General features: G+C 67.7%; 15 protein-coding genes. 3 read left to right on the top strand and 12 right to left on the bottom strand.

The features are described from left to right. Positions 1–682: 682 nt before the first annotated feature. Together DFR41_RS19985 and hemN are read right to left on the bottom strand one after the other, a co-directional pair. Positions 683–1,435: a sulfite exporter TauE/SafE family protein gene (locus DFR41_RS19985; protein WP_114804035.1), complete on the bottom strand. Its 753-nt coding sequence runs from the start codon at positions 1,433–1,435 to the stop codon at positions 683–685. Positions 1,436–1,568: 133 nt separating this feature from the next. After that, positions 1,569–2,990, bottom strand: a complete 1,422-nt coding sequence (hemN, locus tag DFR41_RS19980) for an oxygen-independent coproporphyrinogen III oxidase (protein ID WP_114804034.1) — start codon at positions 2,988–2,990, stop codon at positions 1,569–1,571. Between the two features lie 193 nt (positions 2,991–3,183). On the opposite strand from hemN, the gene fnr reads away from it, so the two are divergent. After that, the gene (gene fnr / locus DFR41_RS19975; RefSeq protein ID WP_114804033.1) at positions 3,184–3,903 is read left to right on the top strand and encodes a fumarate/nitrate reduction transcriptional regulator Fnr; all 720 of its coding nucleotides are present in this window, start codon (positions 3,184–3,186) and stop codon (positions 3,901–3,903) included. Between the two features lie 84 nt (positions 3,904–3,987). Here the strand turns inward: fnr and DFR41_RS19970 are convergent, their stop codons facing one another. The 9 genes from DFR41_RS19970 to DFR41_RS19930 form a co-directional block, all read right to left on the bottom strand. Beyond that, a complete protein-coding gene (locus DFR41_RS19970; protein ID WP_017761485.1) occupies positions 3,988–4,254 on the bottom strand; it encodes a hypothetical protein in 267 nt (88 codons plus the stop codon). A gap of 109 nt (positions 4,255–4,363) precedes the next feature. Further along, entirely contained in the window at positions 4,364–4,660 is a 297-nt protein-coding gene (locus DFR41_RS19965; RefSeq protein ID WP_114804032.1) for a FixH family protein, read from the bottom strand. A gap of 44 nt (positions 4,661–4,704) precedes the next feature. After that, positions 4,705–6,153, bottom strand: coding sequence for a cytochrome c oxidase accessory protein CcoG (gene ccoG, locus DFR41_RS19960; RefSeq protein WP_114804031.1), 1,449 nt, complete (start codon positions 6,151–6,153; stop codon positions 4,705–4,707). A 64-nt stretch (positions 6,154–6,217) separates the two neighbouring features. Further along, the gene (gene ccoP, locus DFR41_RS19955) at positions 6,218–7,141 is read right to left on the bottom strand and encodes a cytochrome-c oxidase, cbb3-type subunit III (protein WP_017761488.1); all 924 of its coding nucleotides are present in this window, start codon (positions 7,139–7,141) and stop codon (positions 6,218–6,220) included. Between the two features lie 37 nt (positions 7,142–7,178). Continuing rightward, positions 7,179–7,316, bottom strand: coding sequence for a CcoQ/FixQ family Cbb3-type cytochrome c oxidase assembly chaperone (locus DFR41_RS19950; protein ID WP_017761489.1), 138 nt, complete (start codon positions 7,314–7,316; stop codon positions 7,179–7,181). Positions 7,317–7,338: 22 nt separating this feature from the next. Beyond that, complete coding sequence (gene ccoO / locus DFR41_RS19945) at positions 7,339–7,971, bottom strand: cytochrome-c oxidase, cbb3-type subunit II (RefSeq protein WP_017761490.1); 633 nt, start codon at positions 7,969–7,971, stop codon at positions 7,339–7,341. Positions 7,972–7,990: 19 nt separating this feature from the next. Then, positions 7,991–9,430, bottom strand: coding sequence for a cytochrome-c oxidase, cbb3-type subunit I (ccoN, locus tag DFR41_RS19940; RefSeq protein ID WP_043118453.1), 1,440 nt, complete (start codon positions 9,428–9,430; stop codon positions 7,991–7,993). A gap of 68 nt (positions 9,431–9,498) precedes the next feature. Next, a complete protein-coding gene (gene ccoS, locus DFR41_RS19935) occupies positions 9,499–9,636 on the bottom strand; it encodes a cbb3-type cytochrome oxidase assembly protein CcoS (protein WP_017761492.1) in 138 nt (45 codons plus the stop codon). Positions 9,637–9,648: 12 nt separating this feature from the next. Next, the gene (locus tag DFR41_RS19930; protein ID WP_114804139.1) at positions 9,649–12,012 is read right to left on the bottom strand and encodes a heavy metal translocating P-type ATPase; all 2,364 of its coding nucleotides are present in this window, start codon (positions 12,010–12,012) and stop codon (positions 9,649–9,651) included. A gap of 105 nt (positions 12,013–12,117) precedes the next feature. On the opposite strand from DFR41_RS19930, the gene DFR41_RS19925 reads away from it, so the two are divergent. Continuing rightward, positions 12,118–12,561: a universal stress protein gene (locus DFR41_RS19925; RefSeq protein WP_017760202.1), complete on the top strand. Its 444-nt coding sequence runs from the start codon at positions 12,118–12,120 to the stop codon at positions 12,559–12,561. A gap of 74 nt (positions 12,562–12,635) precedes the next feature. After that, positions 12,636–13,061 carry a universal stress protein gene (locus DFR41_RS19920; RefSeq protein ID WP_114804030.1) on the top strand — a complete coding sequence of 142 codons (426 nt, stop codon included), beginning with the start codon at positions 12,636–12,638 and terminating at the stop codon, positions 13,059–13,061. A 220-nt stretch (positions 13,062–13,281) separates the two neighbouring features. Here the strand turns inward: DFR41_RS19920 and DFR41_RS19915 are convergent, their stop codons facing one another. Further along, the gene (locus DFR41_RS19915) at positions 13,282–14,829 is read right to left on the bottom strand and encodes a malonate--CoA ligase (protein WP_114804029.1); all 1,548 of its coding nucleotides are present in this window, start codon (positions 14,827–14,829) and stop codon (positions 13,282–13,284) included.

Raw genomic sequence — 14,829 nt, 5'->3', positions numbered from 1 at the left:
CCACCAAGGACGGCCAACATCCAACGACGGCCAATTGCAATCCGGGCCGCACCGCTGCACCTCACCTGTGCCGGCCCGCCACAAGGGCGGACAGCGATCGCGGCGCAGAGCCAAGCCCATCTTTGCGGCTTGGAACCACGTGCAATGAATCAGTTCGATTTGCCGGCAAGCGCTCCGACCTTTTCAAGGCCCCTCCTTGGATTCGCCTAGCCATGAATCAATGACCAGAAGCGTGAGTTAAATCATGACGGGCATGCTCGCGAAAGATTGACGATGACAGCATGAATTAGAACTTTATGAGGACATTCACACACTTACCAGGTATTTTTTAGGACGCCAGCCCTGCCTTGATCGAGATTCACCACCTAATTAAAAATTAGGTGAATAATTTAAAAGAAAAGTTTTTCAAAAGCTCAACACGCGTTCACGAGCGGGCCACCGCAGCATCAGAAAGGTCCAGCATTGACGGCCATTCCGCTGTCGAATGCGCCCCCGTGGCCCGGGCTTGCGATCTGCAAATCGAAATCGACGTCGTCGCAGACGCGGCAACAACTCAGACGGTGCTGCGCTTCACGCGCCGGCGGCCGGACTCGGCACCGGATTCAAAGAGGGCCTGCCAACGTCTTGGGCTCGAAGCTCTGGAAGTCCACAGGCAAGAGATCGCGGACGACGCCTTCCGCAGTCAAGCGCACCAGCGCGCCACCTGCTCTCGCAGATCCATCCAAAGGGCGTAGCCTGCGGCCGTGGCAAGCAGCAGCCCAGCCACCCGCGTGCCCGCTGCTGCCCGCCAGGTCCCCTGTCCGCCGCGCAGGTACGACCAGAACCTCGGTGCCAGCCAAAGGCCTGCAGCGCCCCCGGCGCCGAACAGAACCATCAACGTTGCCCCTTCGAAGGGACTGCCGGCCAGCGCCGCCAACATCAACGCCGAATACAACATGCCGCAAGGCATCAACGCCCACACCGAGCCCACCGCCAGCAGCCCCCGCGGGGACGCCGCACAAGTGGCCGCACGTTGCATGGCGCCCCTTCCCAGCTGCGCCGCCCAGAGAGGCTGCCGACCCACGGCGGCCAGGACGATTCCCCAACTCAGCACGACTGCATGCATGAGCAACCACAGGGGCTTGAGTGCCGTCAAGGTGGCACTGAGCGTCGCAAGCATGCCGGTGGCCGACGCCACCAATGCACCGGTTGCCGCATAGCTCAACAGGCGGCCCCCATGAAAGGCAAGCTGCATCGACGGGGTGATTGAGGCAGGCTCGCCACTGCCGCGCGGGAAGATCTGCACCTGGGACTTATCGCCGGCTTGCGCCATGGGCCGCCGTGTGCAAGCGCTCATCAATGAGGTGCAGGCCGGGCCGCACATCATGGCGCAGTGCGGCGCAGAGGCCACGCCAAGCAGCGTCGCCGACAGCGCGAGTCCTTCGATCCAGGCCATGAAATCTCTAGGTCAGCCGGACGTCTGGCCGCTGCCGTCGGTCCGGGGACGTGAGTGCCCTGCCCGCAATGGACGGCGCCCTCGGCACGGGTCGGCAGGCTTGGGGACGCATGGGCAAAGGCCTGGGCGCAGCTCAGATGATGCGTGAGAAGCGGGTGCGCGCCCGGTCGGCCTGCAGGTAGCGGTCGAACACCATGGCGATGGCGCGCACCACGTACCAGCCGGCCGGCGTGACCTCGAGTTCGCGCGCATCCAGGCGTACCAGCCCCTGCTCCGCCAGGGGCTGCAACGCCTGCAGCTCGGCCGCGAAGTACTGGCGGAAGTCCACCAGATTGGCGGCGCCCATGGCCTCGAAGTCGATGCGGCCCTGGCACATGATGGCCATGATGACCGCGCGTCGCACCACGTCGTCGCGGCCCAGGGCCAGGCCGCGCACCACGGGCAGTTGGCCCTGCTGCAGCCGGTCGCGGTAGTCCTCCAGCGTCTTGGCGTTCTGGCTGTAGCTGGCGCCCACACGGCCGATGGCCGAGACGCCCAGGCCGATGATGTCGCAGTCGGGCTGGGTGCTGTAGCCCTGGAAGTTGCGGTGCAGCCGGCCCTGGCGCTTGGCCACGGCCAGGGCGTCCTCCGGCACCGCGAAGTGATCCATGCCGATGTAGACGTAGCCCGCCTCGCCAAACACGCCGATGGCGCGCGAGAGCATGTCGATCTTGGTGGGGCCGTCGGGCAACTCCTGCGACAGGATGCGACGCTGCGGCTTGAAGCGCTCGGGCAGATGGGCGTAGGCGTACAGGGCGATGCGGTCGGGCCGCAGCTCCACCACCTGCGCCAGCGTGCGCTCGAAGGACGTGCTGTTCTGCCGCGGCAGACCGTAGATCAGGTCGGCATTGATCGAGGCGAAACCCAGCCGCCTTGCCGCCGCCATCAGCGCGAAGACCTCGGCCGCGGGCTGGATGCGGTGCACCGCCTTCTGCACCTGCGCATCGAAATCCTGGATGCCGAAGCTGAGGCGGTTGAAGCCCAGCGCCGCCAGGTGCGCGAGGCGGGCCTCATCGACCGTGCGCGGGTCGACCTCGATGGAGCATTCGGCGCCGGGCAGGAAGTCGAAGGACTCGCGCAGCGCCGTCATCAGGGTCGAGAGCTCCTCGTCGCTGAAGAAGGTGGGCGTGCCGCCCCCCAGGTGCAACTGGCTCACCGGCTCACCCCGGCCCAGTTCGGCCACCTGCAACCGCAGCTCGCCCAGCAGGTCCTGCAGGTATTCGGCCGCCCGCTCGTGGTGGCGCGTGATGATCTTGTTGCAGGCGCAGTAGTAGCACAGCGATTCGCAGAAAGGGATGTGCACGTACAGCGACAGCGGCAGCGCGCGCGCGCCGGCCGCCTCGCGGCGCTGGACCAGGGCCTGGGCATACTCCGCGGGACCGAAGGCCTCCACGAAGCGGTCGGCGGTCGGATAGGAGGTGTAGCGCGGGCCCGGCACGTCGAAACGGCGCAGCAGCGACGTCGAAAGCACCGCGGGCTCGGTCGCAAAGGGGGACGGGATGGGCAGAGAACTCATCGCAGCAGGAGGGCACAGCAGCGCCAGGGTTGTTGCCTCTAATGTGCGTTCGAAGCCATGATCGGCGCTTGATCCACGTCAAACAGAAAGTTGATCGCTGTCGGAGAATGACTGACAAGGGAGCCTTCGGACGCCACAGACCCCACGAGCGAGGCGTCGGGCCGTCCCCCCACCCTACAGAGTCGGACACACCATGACCCCAGAATCCATCAAAGTCGCTTGTTCCAACTGCAACCTGCGCGAGTTGTGCATGCCCGTGGGCCTGTCGCCGGAGGAACTGCAGCGACTGGATTCGCTGGTCGCCACGCGCCGCAAGGTGCGCCGCAAGGAACTGCTGTTCCATAACGGCGAGCAGTTCGTCTCGCTCTACGCCATCCGCACCGGCGTGTTCAAGACCCGCATCACCTCCGAGGACGGCCGCGACCAGGTCACCGGCTTCCAGATGGCCGGCGAGATCATCGGCCTGGACGGCATCGTCAACGACCGCCATACCTGCGACGCCGTGGCGCTGGAAGATTCCGAGGTCTGCGTGATGCCCTTCGACCGCATCGAGGAGCTGTCGCGCGAGGTGTCGGCGCTGCAGCGCCATGTGCACCAGATCATGAGCCGCGAGATCGTGCGCGAGCATGGCGTGATGCTGCTGCTGGGCAGCATGCGCGCCGAGGAGCGCCTGGCTGCCTTCCTGCTGAACCTGGTGCAGCGCCTGCATGCGCGCGGCTTCTCGGCCTCCGAGCTGGTGCTGCGCATGACTCGCGAGGAGATCGGCAGCTACCTGGGCCTCAAGCTCGAGACGGTGAGCCGCACCCTCTCCAAGTTCGTCGACGACGGCGTGGTCGAGGTCAACCAGCGGCATGTGCGCATCCTCGACGCGGAAGCACTGCGACGGATGGTCAACCCCACGGTCTGCGCCTGAGCCCCGGGGCCGGTGGCCCGCCAGGGCCACCTGGCACGTCATAAACAGGAAGGACGCCTCGGCGTCCTTCTTCGTTTCGGGGGCTCAGGCCTGGCCGGCGGGCCCGGGCTGCGCATTGACCTGGGCCGGCGTGCGCATCAGCAGCGCCGTCGTCGCGCTGCACACCATGGTCACGACCCAGAAGCCGAAGAAGCCCAGCGCGTAGATGGCCTGCCGCGGCATCTCGAGCACATGGCCGAACCAGCGCAACTCGGCCGGATCGACGAAGCCGAAGACCAGGAACTCCATCAGGCAGGCGGCCAGAAACGCCGGCCAGGCGATGGCCATCAGGCAGTGAGGCTGGCGCAGCATGCGGGATGTCTCCGTCTTCTGGGTTGCGGGGCGGCTGCGGCCCCGCGGGCGGCGCCGCAGCGGGGCATGCTTGGCCGCGGACGGTCGTGCCGGTGATCGACGCGCCATGTCAAGGCTGCGCTGGAGGCAGGTTCCGCGTCGGCGTTGTCACGTGGTTGCGAGCCTGCTGCGCCGGCGTCAGGGCGCGCTGGGCCTCCAGCGTGCGGTTGATCTCGATGCCGCGGCGGTAATAGTCCGCCTCGATCACCGGATCGGGGCTGTGCACCGCCAGCCACAGCGTGGCAAAGCCGGCCACCACCACCACCGCCGGACCGCCCACCACCATCCACATCAGCGGATGGCGCCACCAGGGACCGCTGGAAGGCTCGACCAGGGGTACGGAAGCAAGCGTCGTCGGGTTCGTCATGGGGATCCTCGTCGTGATGGATGCGAAGTCGATGCGTCGGGCAGTCAGCGCGGCACCAGGAAGGCAGCCTTCTCGGCCACATGGGCGCCGCCGCCCTCCTCGCCCACCTCGATGCGCACGCTGTGCGAACCGGGGGTGGCGCTGCCGTAGGGAATGCTCAGCCGCACGGCCACCCAGCGGGCCTCGGCCGGACCGACCTCCACCGGCGTGTCGGGCGAGACGGCAATGCCCTCCAGCCCCTGCGCCGCGAGCCGGTACTTCTGCGGCCGCTCGGTGGCATTCATGATCTGCAGGCGGTAGACGTTCTCCAGCCGGCCGCCTTCGGCGATACGGGCCAACGACGCCCGGTCGCGCACCACGTCCACCTTCAGCGGCGTGCGGGCCACCAGGCTCACCAGCATGCCCACCACCAGCAGCATGAGCACCGAGGCATAGATGAGCACCCGCGGCCGCAGCACGCGGCGCCACAGCTGCGCGCGGCTCCAGTGGCCCGCCATGCCGTTGACCGTGTCGTAGCGGATCAGGCCGCGCGGATAGTTCATCTTCTCCATCACGGTGTTGCAGGCATCCACGCACTGGCCGCAACCGATGCATTCGTACTGCAGGCCCTGGCGGATGTCGATGCCCGTGGGGCAGACCTGCACGCACAGGTCGCAGTCGATGCATTCGCCCAGGCCGCGGGCCTTGTAATCCACGCTGCGGCCCCGCGGTGCCCGCGGCTCACCGCGGCCCGGGTCGTAGGTGACGATCAGCGTGTCGCGGTCGAACATGGCGCTCTGGAAGCGCGCATAGGGGCACATGTACTTGCACACCTGCTCGCGCATGAAGCCGGCATTGCCATAGGTGGCGAAGGCATAGAAGAAGACCCAGAACACCTCCCAGGAGCCCATCTGCGTCTGCAGGAAGGCCAGGCCCAGCTCGCGCACCGGCGTGAAGTAGCCCACGAAGGTGAAGCCCGTCCACATCGCGATGGCGATCCACACGATGTGCTTGTAGGCCTTCTTGACCAGCTTTTCCATGGAGAGCGGCTCGCCGTCCAGCCGCATGCGCGCCGTGCGGCTGCCTTCGATCTTCTGCTCCACCCACATGAAGATCTCGGAATAGACGGTCTGCGGGCAGGCATAGCCGCACCACAGCCGGCCGGCCACCGCCGTGAACAGGAAGAGCGAAAGGGCCGAGATGACCAGCAGCCCCGACAGGTAGATCAGGTCCTGCGGATAGAGCACCAGCCCGAACAGGTAGAAGCGCCGCGATGCCAGGTCGAAGAGCACCGCCTGCCGCTCGCCCCAGCTGAGCCACGGCAGGCCGTAGAACACCAGTTGCGTCGCAAACACCATGGCCCAGCGCCAGCGCGCGAACATGCCCTGCACCGCACGCGGGTAGATCTTCTTGCTGGCGGCATACAGCGACACGGCCTCTTCGGCAGGCGGCTCCGCGGCGATGGGGATGACGCGCCGAGGGTTGGGCGTGGGCGCGTTGGAGGATGCGGACATGGCGTTGGGGCGCCCGCAGGCGCCTTTTTTCGTGGGGATCAGGCTCGGAGGGTCATGAAGCCACTCAAGGCTTGGCCGACGCCGTGGTGGCGTTGTGGGACAGGCCCCAGACGTAGCTCGCGAGCACGCGGATCTGCGCCTCGGTCAGCCGCTCGTTCTGCGCCGGCATCACGTTCTGCTTGCCGTTGTTGACCATGGCGATGATGGCGGCCTCGCCGTAGCCGTGCAGCCAGATGTTGTCGTTGAGCCGCGGTGCACCGAGCGCCTGGTTGCCGCCACCATCGGCGCCATGACAGGCCGCGCACACTGCGAACTTGGCCTTGCCCAGGCCGGCGCGCACCGAGTCGTGCGGGCTGCCCGACAGGCTGAGCACGTAGTTGGCCACGTTCTTCACGTCGTCCGCGCTGCCCACGGCCGCGGCCATGGGAGGCATGACGCCGACGCGGCCCATCGTGATGGTCTCGATGATCTTGTCGGGCGTGCCGCCGTGCAGCCAGTCGTTGTCCGTGAGGTTGGGAAAGCCCTTGCTGCCGCGTGCGTCGGAGCCGTGGCACTGGGCGCAGTTGTTCATGAAGAGCCGCTCGCCGATGGCACGCGCAGCCGGGTCGGCCGCCACCTGCTCCACCGGTGCGCTGGCAAAGCGCGCATAGACCGGCGCCAACTCGGCATTGGCCTTCTCGACCTCGGCCTTGTACTCGCCGGCCGAGCTCCAGCCCAGCTTGCCCTGCACGCTGCCCAGGCCCGGGAAGAAAGCCAGGTAGCCCACCGCGAAGACGATGGTGATGATGAACAGGCCCACCCACCACAGCGGCAGCGGGTTGTTGGCCTCGCGCAGGTCCTCGTCCCAGACATGCCCCGTGGTGTTGTCCTTGTCGCCGACGACGCGCTTGCGCGCCGTCATCCACAGCAGGATCGCGCAGCCCAGGATGCTCAGCACCGTGGCGGCGATGACGTAGTTCGACCAGAAGTTGTTGATGAAGTCGCTCATCGTGATCTCTCTCGTTCGATGCGTTGGCGCGGGGCGCTCAATCCTGCTCGAAGGGCAGCCGTGCTGCCTCCTCGAAGCCGGCACGGTTGCGCCGCGCGTAGGCCCAGGCCACGATGCCCAGGAAGAGCACGAAGCACACGACGGTGGCGATGGAACGCAGGGTGGTCAGGTCCATGATGTGGGTACTCCTCGTTCGCTCACTTCAGGGCACGGCCCAGCGACTGCAGGTAGGCGATGGTGGCTTCCATCTCGGTCTTGCCCTCCACGGCGGCCTGGGCGCCGGCGATGTCCTCGTCGGTGTAGGGCACGCCCACCTTGCGCAGGGCCCGCATGTGGGACGGCAAAGCCGCGGCGTCGACGGTGCTCTTCTCCAGCCAGCTGTAGGCGGGCATGTTGGACTCGGGCACCACGTCGCGCGGGTTGTTCAGGTGGATGCGGTGCCACTCGTCGCTGTACTTGCCGCCCACGCGCTGCAGGTCGGGGCCGGTGCGCTTGCTGCCCCACTGGAAGGGGTGGTCGTACACAAACTCGCCGGCCACCGAGTAGTGGCCATAGCGCAGCGTCTCGGCGCGGAAGGGGCGGATCATCTGCGAGTGGCAGTTGTAGCAACCCTCGCGCAGGTAGATGTCGCGGCCGGCCAGCTGCAGCGCCGTGTAGGGCTTGAGGCCGGCGATGGGCTCGGTGGTGGACTTCTGGAAGAACAGCGGCACGATCTCCACCAGGCCGCCGACGGCGACGACCAGCAGGATCAGCACGATCATCAAAAAGTTGTTGGTCTCGACCTTCTCATGCGAGAAGCCGGTGGACGTGGAGGGCGTCGTCTGGCTCATGTTCTTGTGCTCCGTTCGTTCAGGCATGGGCCGCTTGCGGGGCCGGGATGGTGGCGCGCACGGCACGGCCCGAGATCACGGTCATCCACACGTTCCAGGCCATGACCAGCATGCCGCCGAGGTACAGCAGGCCGCCCAGCAGGCGCACCACGTAGAAGGGGAAGGTGGCCTTCACGCCTTCGGCAAAGGTGTAGGTGAGCGTGCCGTCGGGGTTGATGGCGCGCCACATCAGGCCCTGCATCACGCCGGCGATCCACATGGCGGCGATGTAGAGCACGATGCCGATGGTGGCCATCCAGAAGTGCAGCTCGATGGCCTTGATGCTGTGCATCGTGGTGCGGCCCCACATGCGCGGGATCAGGTAGTACAGCGAGCCCATCGAGATCAGGCCCACCCAGCCGAGAGCGCCGGAGTGCACGTGGCCGATGGTCCAGTCGGTGTAGTGGCTGAGGGCGTTGACCGTCTTGATGGACATCATCGGGCCCTCGAAGGTGGACATGCCGTAGAAGGACAGGGCCACGATCAGGAAGCGCAGGATCGGGTCGGTGCGCAGCTTGTGCCAGGCACCCGACAGGGTCATCACGCCGTTGATCATGCCGCCCCAGCTGGGCGCCAGCAGGATCAGCGAGAACAGCATGCCCAGCGACTGCGTCCAGTCCGGCAGCGCGGTGTAGTGCAGGTGGTGCGGACCCGCCCACATGTAGGTGAAGATCAGCGCCCAGAAGTGCACGATCGACAGGCGGTAGCTGTAGACCGGGCGCTCGGCCTGCTTGGGGATGTAGTAATACATCATCCCCAGGAAGCCGGCGGTGAGGAAGAAGCCCACCGCGTTATGGCCGTACCACCACTGCACCATGGCGTCCTGTACACCGGCATAGGCCGAGTAGCTCTTCATCCAGCCTGCGGGTACCTCGGCGCTGTTGACCACGTGCAGCAGGGCCACCGCGATGATGAAGGCGCCGTAGAACCAGTTGGCCACGTAGATGTGCTTGACCTTGCGCGTGCCCACCGTGCCGAAGAACACGATGGCATACGACACCCAGACCAGCGTGATCAGGATGTCGATGGGCCATTCGAGCTCAGCGTATTCCTTGCCGGTGGTGTAGCCCAGCGGCAGGCTGATGGCCGCGGCCACGATGACGGCCTGCCAGCCCCAGAAGGTGAAGGCCGCCAGCCCCGGCGCGAACAGGCGCGTCTGGCAGGTGCGCTGCACCACGTGGTAGCTGGTGGCAAAGAGTGCGCAGCCGCCGAAGGCGAAGATGACGGCGTTGGTGTGCAGCGGACGCAGGCGCCCGTAGCTCAGCCAGGGGATGCCGAGGTTGAGATCGGGCCAGGTCAGCTGGGCGGCGATGATCACGCCGACGAGCATGCCGACCACGCCCCAGACCACGGCCATCAGCGAGAACTGGCGCACGACCGTGTCGTTGTAGAGCGCCGCAGGTGAGTGGGAGGACTGCATCTTGGGAACCAGGTTGAGGAACTTGTAGGCAGTGTCCGACTCGGTTCCCGTCGGTCGATTGACGGAGATCAATCGCTTTGCAGAATGCGCGCGCCTTCCTGTTCCACGTCATCGAACTGGCCGCGCTCCACGGCCCACCACAGGCCCGCAATGATCAGCAGCACCAGCAGCACCGACAGCGGCACGAGCACGAAGAGGATGTCCATGGCCGCTCCCCTTCAGCCTTGCGGCACCAGCGTTGCATGCGCAGGCATGTGCTCCGCGGAAGCCACTGCCGCTTGGCTTTCTCCGGCATCCATGCGAGACAGGCGTGCACTGTTCAGCACCACCACCAGTGAGCTGAGCGCCATGCCCAGACCCGCCAGCCAGGCCGGCAACCAGCCCGCCAGCGCCAGCGGCACGCACAGCGCGTTGTAGGCCGCCGACCAGGCGAGGTTCTGCCGCACGATGCGCAGCGTGCGCCGCGCCTGTGCCACGGTGTCGGGCACCGCCTGCAAGGAGTCGGCCAGCACCACGAAGTCGGCCCGCGCCTGGGTGAGCGGCACGGCATTGCCGAAGGCGAAGGAGGCGTCGGCCTGCGCGATCACCGGCCCGTCGTTGAGACCGTCGCCCACCATGGCGACCGCCCTGCCCTGCGCCTGCAGGCGGCGCACCTCGTGCAGCTTGTCCTCGGGGCTGCAGCCGCCGCGTGCCGTGTCGATGTCGGCGCTGGCCGCCAGCCGCTGCGCCGCTGCCTCGCGGTCGCCGGAAAGCAGGCGTGGCACCAGGCCCTGGGCCTTGAGCCGCGCGATCGCCTCCGGCGCTTCGGGCCGCAGGTCCTCGGCGAGCGCGAAGCTGGCCACCCAGCCCTCATCGTCGCTGAGGTGCACCTGCATGGCATCGGTCTCCAGCGCGCGGGCCTCGCAGAAGGCGGCGCTGCCCAGACGGACATGGCGCCCCGGCGCATCGCCCTGCTGCGGCGAGAGCGTGCCTTGCATGCCCTGCCCGTGCTGCTCCTGCACGGCCTCGGCCCGCCATGCAGGCGGCAGGCGATGCTGTGCATCCCAGGCCTGACGCAGCGCCCGCGCGGCCGGGTGCAGCGAGCCTTCGGCCAGCGCCACGGCGAGTTCGAGCGCGTCGCCCGGCAGCGTCCCGCGGCGGCTGTAGACGCGGTCCAACCGCGGCGTGCCGCGCGTGAGCGTGCCGGTCTTGTCGAAGACCACGGCCTGCGCCGTGGCCAGCGATTCCAGCGCCTGCATGTGGGCCACCAGCACGCCGCGCCGCGCCAGCGCCCCGGCGCTGGCCAGCATGGCCGCGGGCGTGGCCAGCGACAGCGCGCAGGGGCAGGTCACGATCAGCACCGAAACCGCGACCATCAGCGCATGGCCCCGGTCCACCGGCCACCACCACAGCGCCGCACCGCCCGCCGCGAGCACCACCGCAAGCAGGAAGGGCCGCGCGATGCGGTCGGCCATCGCGGCCAGCCGCGGGCGCTGCATGGCTGCGCTTTCCATGAGTGCCACGATCTGCGCGAAGCGCGTGCCACTGCCTACCTGACGCACGAGCACCAGCACGGGCGCCGACAGGTTGTGGCTGCCGGCATGCACCGCCTCGCCATAGGGCTTGGCCACGGGGCGCGACTCGCCGGTCAGCAGCGCCTCGTCGGCCAGCGTGTCGCCGTCGACCACGATGCCGTCCGCCGGAAAGGACTCGCCCGGCCGCACGCGCAGCACATCGCCCACCTGCACGCGGCGCAGCGGCACGCGCTCGAAGCCGCCGTGGATCTGCCGCCGCTCGGCCGTCTCCGGCAGCCGGCCGGCCAGCGCATCCAGCGCGCCGGCCGTGCGGTCGCGCAGGCGCGACTCCAGCCAGCGGCCGGTGAGCAGGAAGAACACGAACATGGTGAGCGAGTCGAAGTACACCTCATGGCCCAGCGGCCCTTGCGGGTCGAAGGTGCCGGCCGTGCTCACCACGAAGGCGATGGCCATGCCCAGCGCCACCGGCACGTCCATGCCGATGCGGCCATGGCGCAGATCGCGCCAGGCGCTGCCGAAGAAGGGGCCGCAGGCGAAGGCCATGACGGGCAGCGTGAGTACCCACGAGGCCCAGCGCAACAGGCGCTCGATGTCGGGCGTCATCTCGCCCGGCCCGGCGACGTAGGCGGGCAGCGCATACATCATCACCTGCATCATGCACAGGCCCGCCACCAGCCAGCGGAAGAGCGCGCGCCGCGCCTCCTTCTGGCGGGCGATGCGCAGCGAAGCATCGGCGGCCGGCGCGAAGCGGTAGCCGGCCTCGGCCACCGCGGCGAACCAGCGCGAGGGCTGCACCTGCGAGGGCGACCACACCACGCGCGCGCGCCGGCTCGCGGCATTGACCGTCACCTTGCGCACACCGGGCAGGCGCAGCAATGCGTCCTCGATGGTGAAGGCGCAGGCCGCGCAGTGGATGCCGTCGACGCAGACCTGAGATTCCCAGTCGCCGCCCGCGCGCAGTTCATGGCCGAAGGCCGGCCATTCGGCCGGATCGTCGAGGGCCGTGCGGGCCTGGACGTCGGCTTCCGTCGGTGCGCTGGCGGAGCCTAGAGGAAGGGCAGCTTGCATGCACCGATGCTGCGCGTACGCACCCTCGTCGGCCTTGACCTCGGTCAAGTTTCGGCCGCGCCGTGCTGCCTATGCTGGAGCCACATCAACACGGAGCCTTCCATCATGTACCAGCGCATCCTCGTCCCGACCGACAGCTCCAGCCTGTCGAAGAAAGCCGTCCAGCATGCCACCGCGCTCGCCCAGACCTGCGGCGCCGAGATCGTGGTGCTGAACGTCGTGCCCCGCTACCCGGTGAGCTATCTCGAAGGCGCCGTGGTGTTCGAGACGCAGGATGTGGCGCGCATCGAGAAGCAATGGTCAGAACAGGCCCGCGAGCTGGTGGACAAGGTGGTGGCGCAGGTACAGGCCAAGGGCGTCAAGGCCCGGGCCGCGGTGGTCAAGTCGGACCTGGTGGCCGAGTCCATCATCAGCGCCGCGCGCAAGCACAAGGCCGACCTGATCGTGATGGCCTCGCACGGCCGCAAGGGCATCAAGCGGCTGCTGCTGGGCAGCGAGACGCAGCACGTGCTCACCCATTCCACATTGCCCGTGCTGGTATTGCGCTGAGCGCGGTCCCCAGCAGCCACACTGGGCTGCGCCCTCGCGGCGCATGTCCTCACCCCAGAAAAGGAGCAAGAGCAATGAAGATCGTCGTCGCCGTGGATGGCAGTGAGTTCACCCGCAAGGCGTTGGACTACATCGCCGCCCAGCGAAGCATGTTTGTCGATGGCCATGAGCTGGTGCTGGTGCATGTGTGCCCGGCCATCCCGCCGCATGCCAGCCGCCACATCGCGAAGGACACCCTGGCCGAGTACTACAAGGAAGAAGGCGCCAAGGTGATCGATCCGGTGAAGCAGCAGCTGCAAGGCCTCGGCATCGCCAACGCTTCGGTGCAGACCCGCCATGGGCAGGCTGCCGAAGAGATCGTGCGCGCCGCAGAGGAATGCGGCGCGGGCCTGGTGGTCATGGGCACGCACGGGCATGGCACCCTGGGCCGCGCGCTGATGGGCTCGGTGGCCACCAAGGTGATCGCCGAGAGCAGTCTGCCCGTGCTGCTTGTGCAGTAGCGCGCCCCGCAGCCTCTCTACAGGCACCCACGACGAAGGCCGGCGCGGGCAACCGCCGCCGGCCTTCTTTCTTTCCATCGGTGGCAAACCGCGGAAGGGCCGCGGAGCGGGCCACGCAAGGGCACCCGAGGAACTGGCTTCGCCAGGCCTCTGGGTGCGCCCCCCTCCGAGCCGAAGGCGACAGAGAGGGGGGAGCCGCGAAGCGGCTTGGAGGGTGCTCTTAAATGAACAGCGCCTTGTGCTGGTCGCGCAGAAGCGCCTTCTGCACCTTGCCCATCTGGTTGCGCGGCAGTTCGTCGACGACGAAGCAGCGCTTGGGGATCTTGAAGTTGGCCAGCTTGGCCTTGAGCTCGGCCACGATGGCATCGGCGTCGGGCGAGGCGCCCGGCTTGCCCACCACGACCGCCACGCCCACCTCGCCGAAGTCGGGATGGGGCACGCCCACCACGGCGCTCTCGGCCACGCCCGGCATCTCGTTGATGTAGCCCTCGATCTCGGCCGGGTACACGTTGTAGCCGCCGCTGATGATCAGGTCCTTGCTGCGGCCGACGATGGTCACGTAGCCCAGCGTGTCGACCTTGCCCACGTCGCCGGTCTTGAAGAAGCCGTCGGGCGTGAACTCCTCCTTGGTCTTCTCGGGCATGCGCCAGTAGCCGGCGAACACGTTGGGGCCGGCCACCTCGATGTTGCCGATCTCGTCGCGCTCGCAGTCGCGCGGCGGCTTTCCGTCTTCATAGGCCCGCACCCGCAGCTTGACGCCCGGCAGCGGAAAGCCCACCGTGCCGCCGCGCCGCGCGCCCTGCACCGAGGTGTAGGGGTTGGAGGTCAGCATGATGGTTTCGCTCATGCCGTAGCGCTCCAGGATGGTGTGGCCGGTGCGCGTCTGCCAGTCGTTGAAGGTCTCGATGAGCAGCGGCGCCGAGCCGCTGATGAACAGGCGCATGTTGTCGCAGGCCGCCAGGCTCAGCGTGGGCTCGGCCAGCATGCGCACATAGAGCGTGGGCACACCCATGAAGACGGTCGCCTCGGGCAGCTTGGCAATGACGCGCTTCGGGTCGAACTTGCCGAACCAGAGCATCTTGCTGCCGTTGAGCAGCGCGCCATGGATAGCCACGAACAGCCCATGGACGTGGAAGATGGGCAGCGCATGCAGCAGCACGTCGCCGTGCGTCCAGCCCCAGTAGGTCTTGAGCACCTCGGCATTGCTGCGGAGGTTGCGGTGCGACAGCATCGCGCCCTTGCTGCGGCCGGTGGTGCCGCTGGTATAGAGGATGGCCGCCAGGTCGTCGTCGGCCTTGCGCACGATCTCGTGCTCGGCGCTGCAGGTGGCGGCGTGGCCCAGCAGGGTGCCTGTGCGGTTCTCGTCCAGCGTGAACACCCAGCGCGTGCCGGCCGCCTTGGCGATGCGCTCCACCCAGTCGAGGTTGGCGCTGGTGCACACCACCACCTCGGGCTCGGCATTGCCGATGAAGTACTCCATCTCGGCACGCTGGTAGGCGGTGTTCAGTGGCAGGAAGACGTAGCCCGCGCGCAGCGTGGCCAGGTACAGCAGCATGGCCTCCACCGACTTCTCGACCTGCACCGCCACCCGCGCCCCCGGCTTCAGGCCCAGGCTGCCCAGCAGGTTGGCAATCATGGCGCTGGCCCGCTCCAGGTCGCGCCAGGAATAGGCCAGGCCGTCATCGGTCTCGACGGCGATCTCGTCCAGGTCGTGCGGGAAGGCGGCGCGCAGCGCGGCAAAGAGGTTGGCGTTGGGCGTGGAGCTCAT

Source organism: Pseudacidovorax intermedius (genome assembly GCF_003350475.1).
Lineage (GTDB): Bacteria > Pseudomonadota > Gammaproteobacteria > Burkholderiales > Burkholderiaceae_C > Xenophilus > Xenophilus intermedius.
This window is presented reverse-complemented; position numbering and strand designations above follow the sequence as displayed.

What these genes read in the sequence shown, in the direction of transcription:
- DFR41_RS19920 (WP_114804030.1), top strand. Translation starts at nt 12,636, where the DNA reads ATGAAGATCGTCGTCGCCGTGGATGGCAGTGAGTTCACCCGCAAGGCG.
- ccoN (WP_043118453.1), bottom strand. Translation starts at nt 9,430, where the DNA reads ATGCAGTCCTCCCACTCACCTGCGGCGCTCTACAACGACACGGTCGTG.
- ccoS (WP_017761492.1), bottom strand. Translation starts at nt 9,636, where the DNA reads ATGGACATCCTCTTCGTGCTCGTGCCGCTGTCGGTGCTGCTGGTGCTG.
- DFR41_RS19965 (WP_114804032.1), bottom strand. Translation starts at nt 4,660, where the DNA reads ATGACGAACCCGACGACGCTTGCTTCCGTACCCCTGGTCGAGCCTTCC.
- DFR41_RS19930 (WP_114804139.1), bottom strand. Translation starts at nt 12,012, where the DNA reads ATGCAAGCTGCCCTTCCTCTAGGCTCCGCCAGCGCACCGACGGAAGCC.
- hemN (WP_114804034.1), bottom strand. Translation starts at nt 2,990, where the DNA reads ATGAGTTCTCTGCCCATCCCGTCCCCCTTTGCGACCGAGCCCGCGGTG.
- ccoP (WP_017761488.1), bottom strand. Translation starts at nt 7,141, where the DNA reads ATGAGCGACTTCATCAACAACTTCTGGTCGAACTACGTCATCGCCGCC.
- DFR41_RS19915 (WP_114804029.1), bottom strand. Translation starts at nt 14,829, where the DNA reads ATGAGCTCCACGCCCAACGCCAACCTCTTTGCCGCGCTGCGCGCCGCC.
- ccoG (WP_114804031.1), bottom strand. Translation starts at nt 6,153, where the DNA reads ATGTCCGCATCCTCCAACGCGCCCACGCCCAACCCTCGGCGCGTCATC.
- ccoO (WP_017761490.1), bottom strand. Translation starts at nt 7,971, where the DNA reads ATGAGCCAGACGACGCCCTCCACGTCCACCGGCTTCTCGCATGAGAAG.
- fnr (WP_114804033.1), top strand. Translation starts at nt 3,184, where the DNA reads ATGACCCCAGAATCCATCAAAGTCGCTTGTTCCAACTGCAACCTGCGC.
- DFR41_RS19985 (WP_114804035.1), bottom strand. Translation starts at nt 1,435, where the DNA reads ATGGCCTGGATCGAAGGACTCGCGCTGTCGGCGACGCTGCTTGGCGTG.
- DFR41_RS19970 (WP_017761485.1), bottom strand. Translation starts at nt 4,254, where the DNA reads ATGCTGCGCCAGCCTCACTGCCTGATGGCCATCGCCTGGCCGGCGTTT.
- DFR41_RS19925 (WP_017760202.1), top strand. Translation starts at nt 12,118, where the DNA reads ATGTACCAGCGCATCCTCGTCCCGACCGACAGCTCCAGCCTGTCGAAG.
- DFR41_RS19950 (WP_017761489.1), bottom strand. Translation starts at nt 7,316, where the DNA reads ATGGACCTGACCACCCTGCGTTCCATCGCCACCGTCGTGTGCTTCGTG.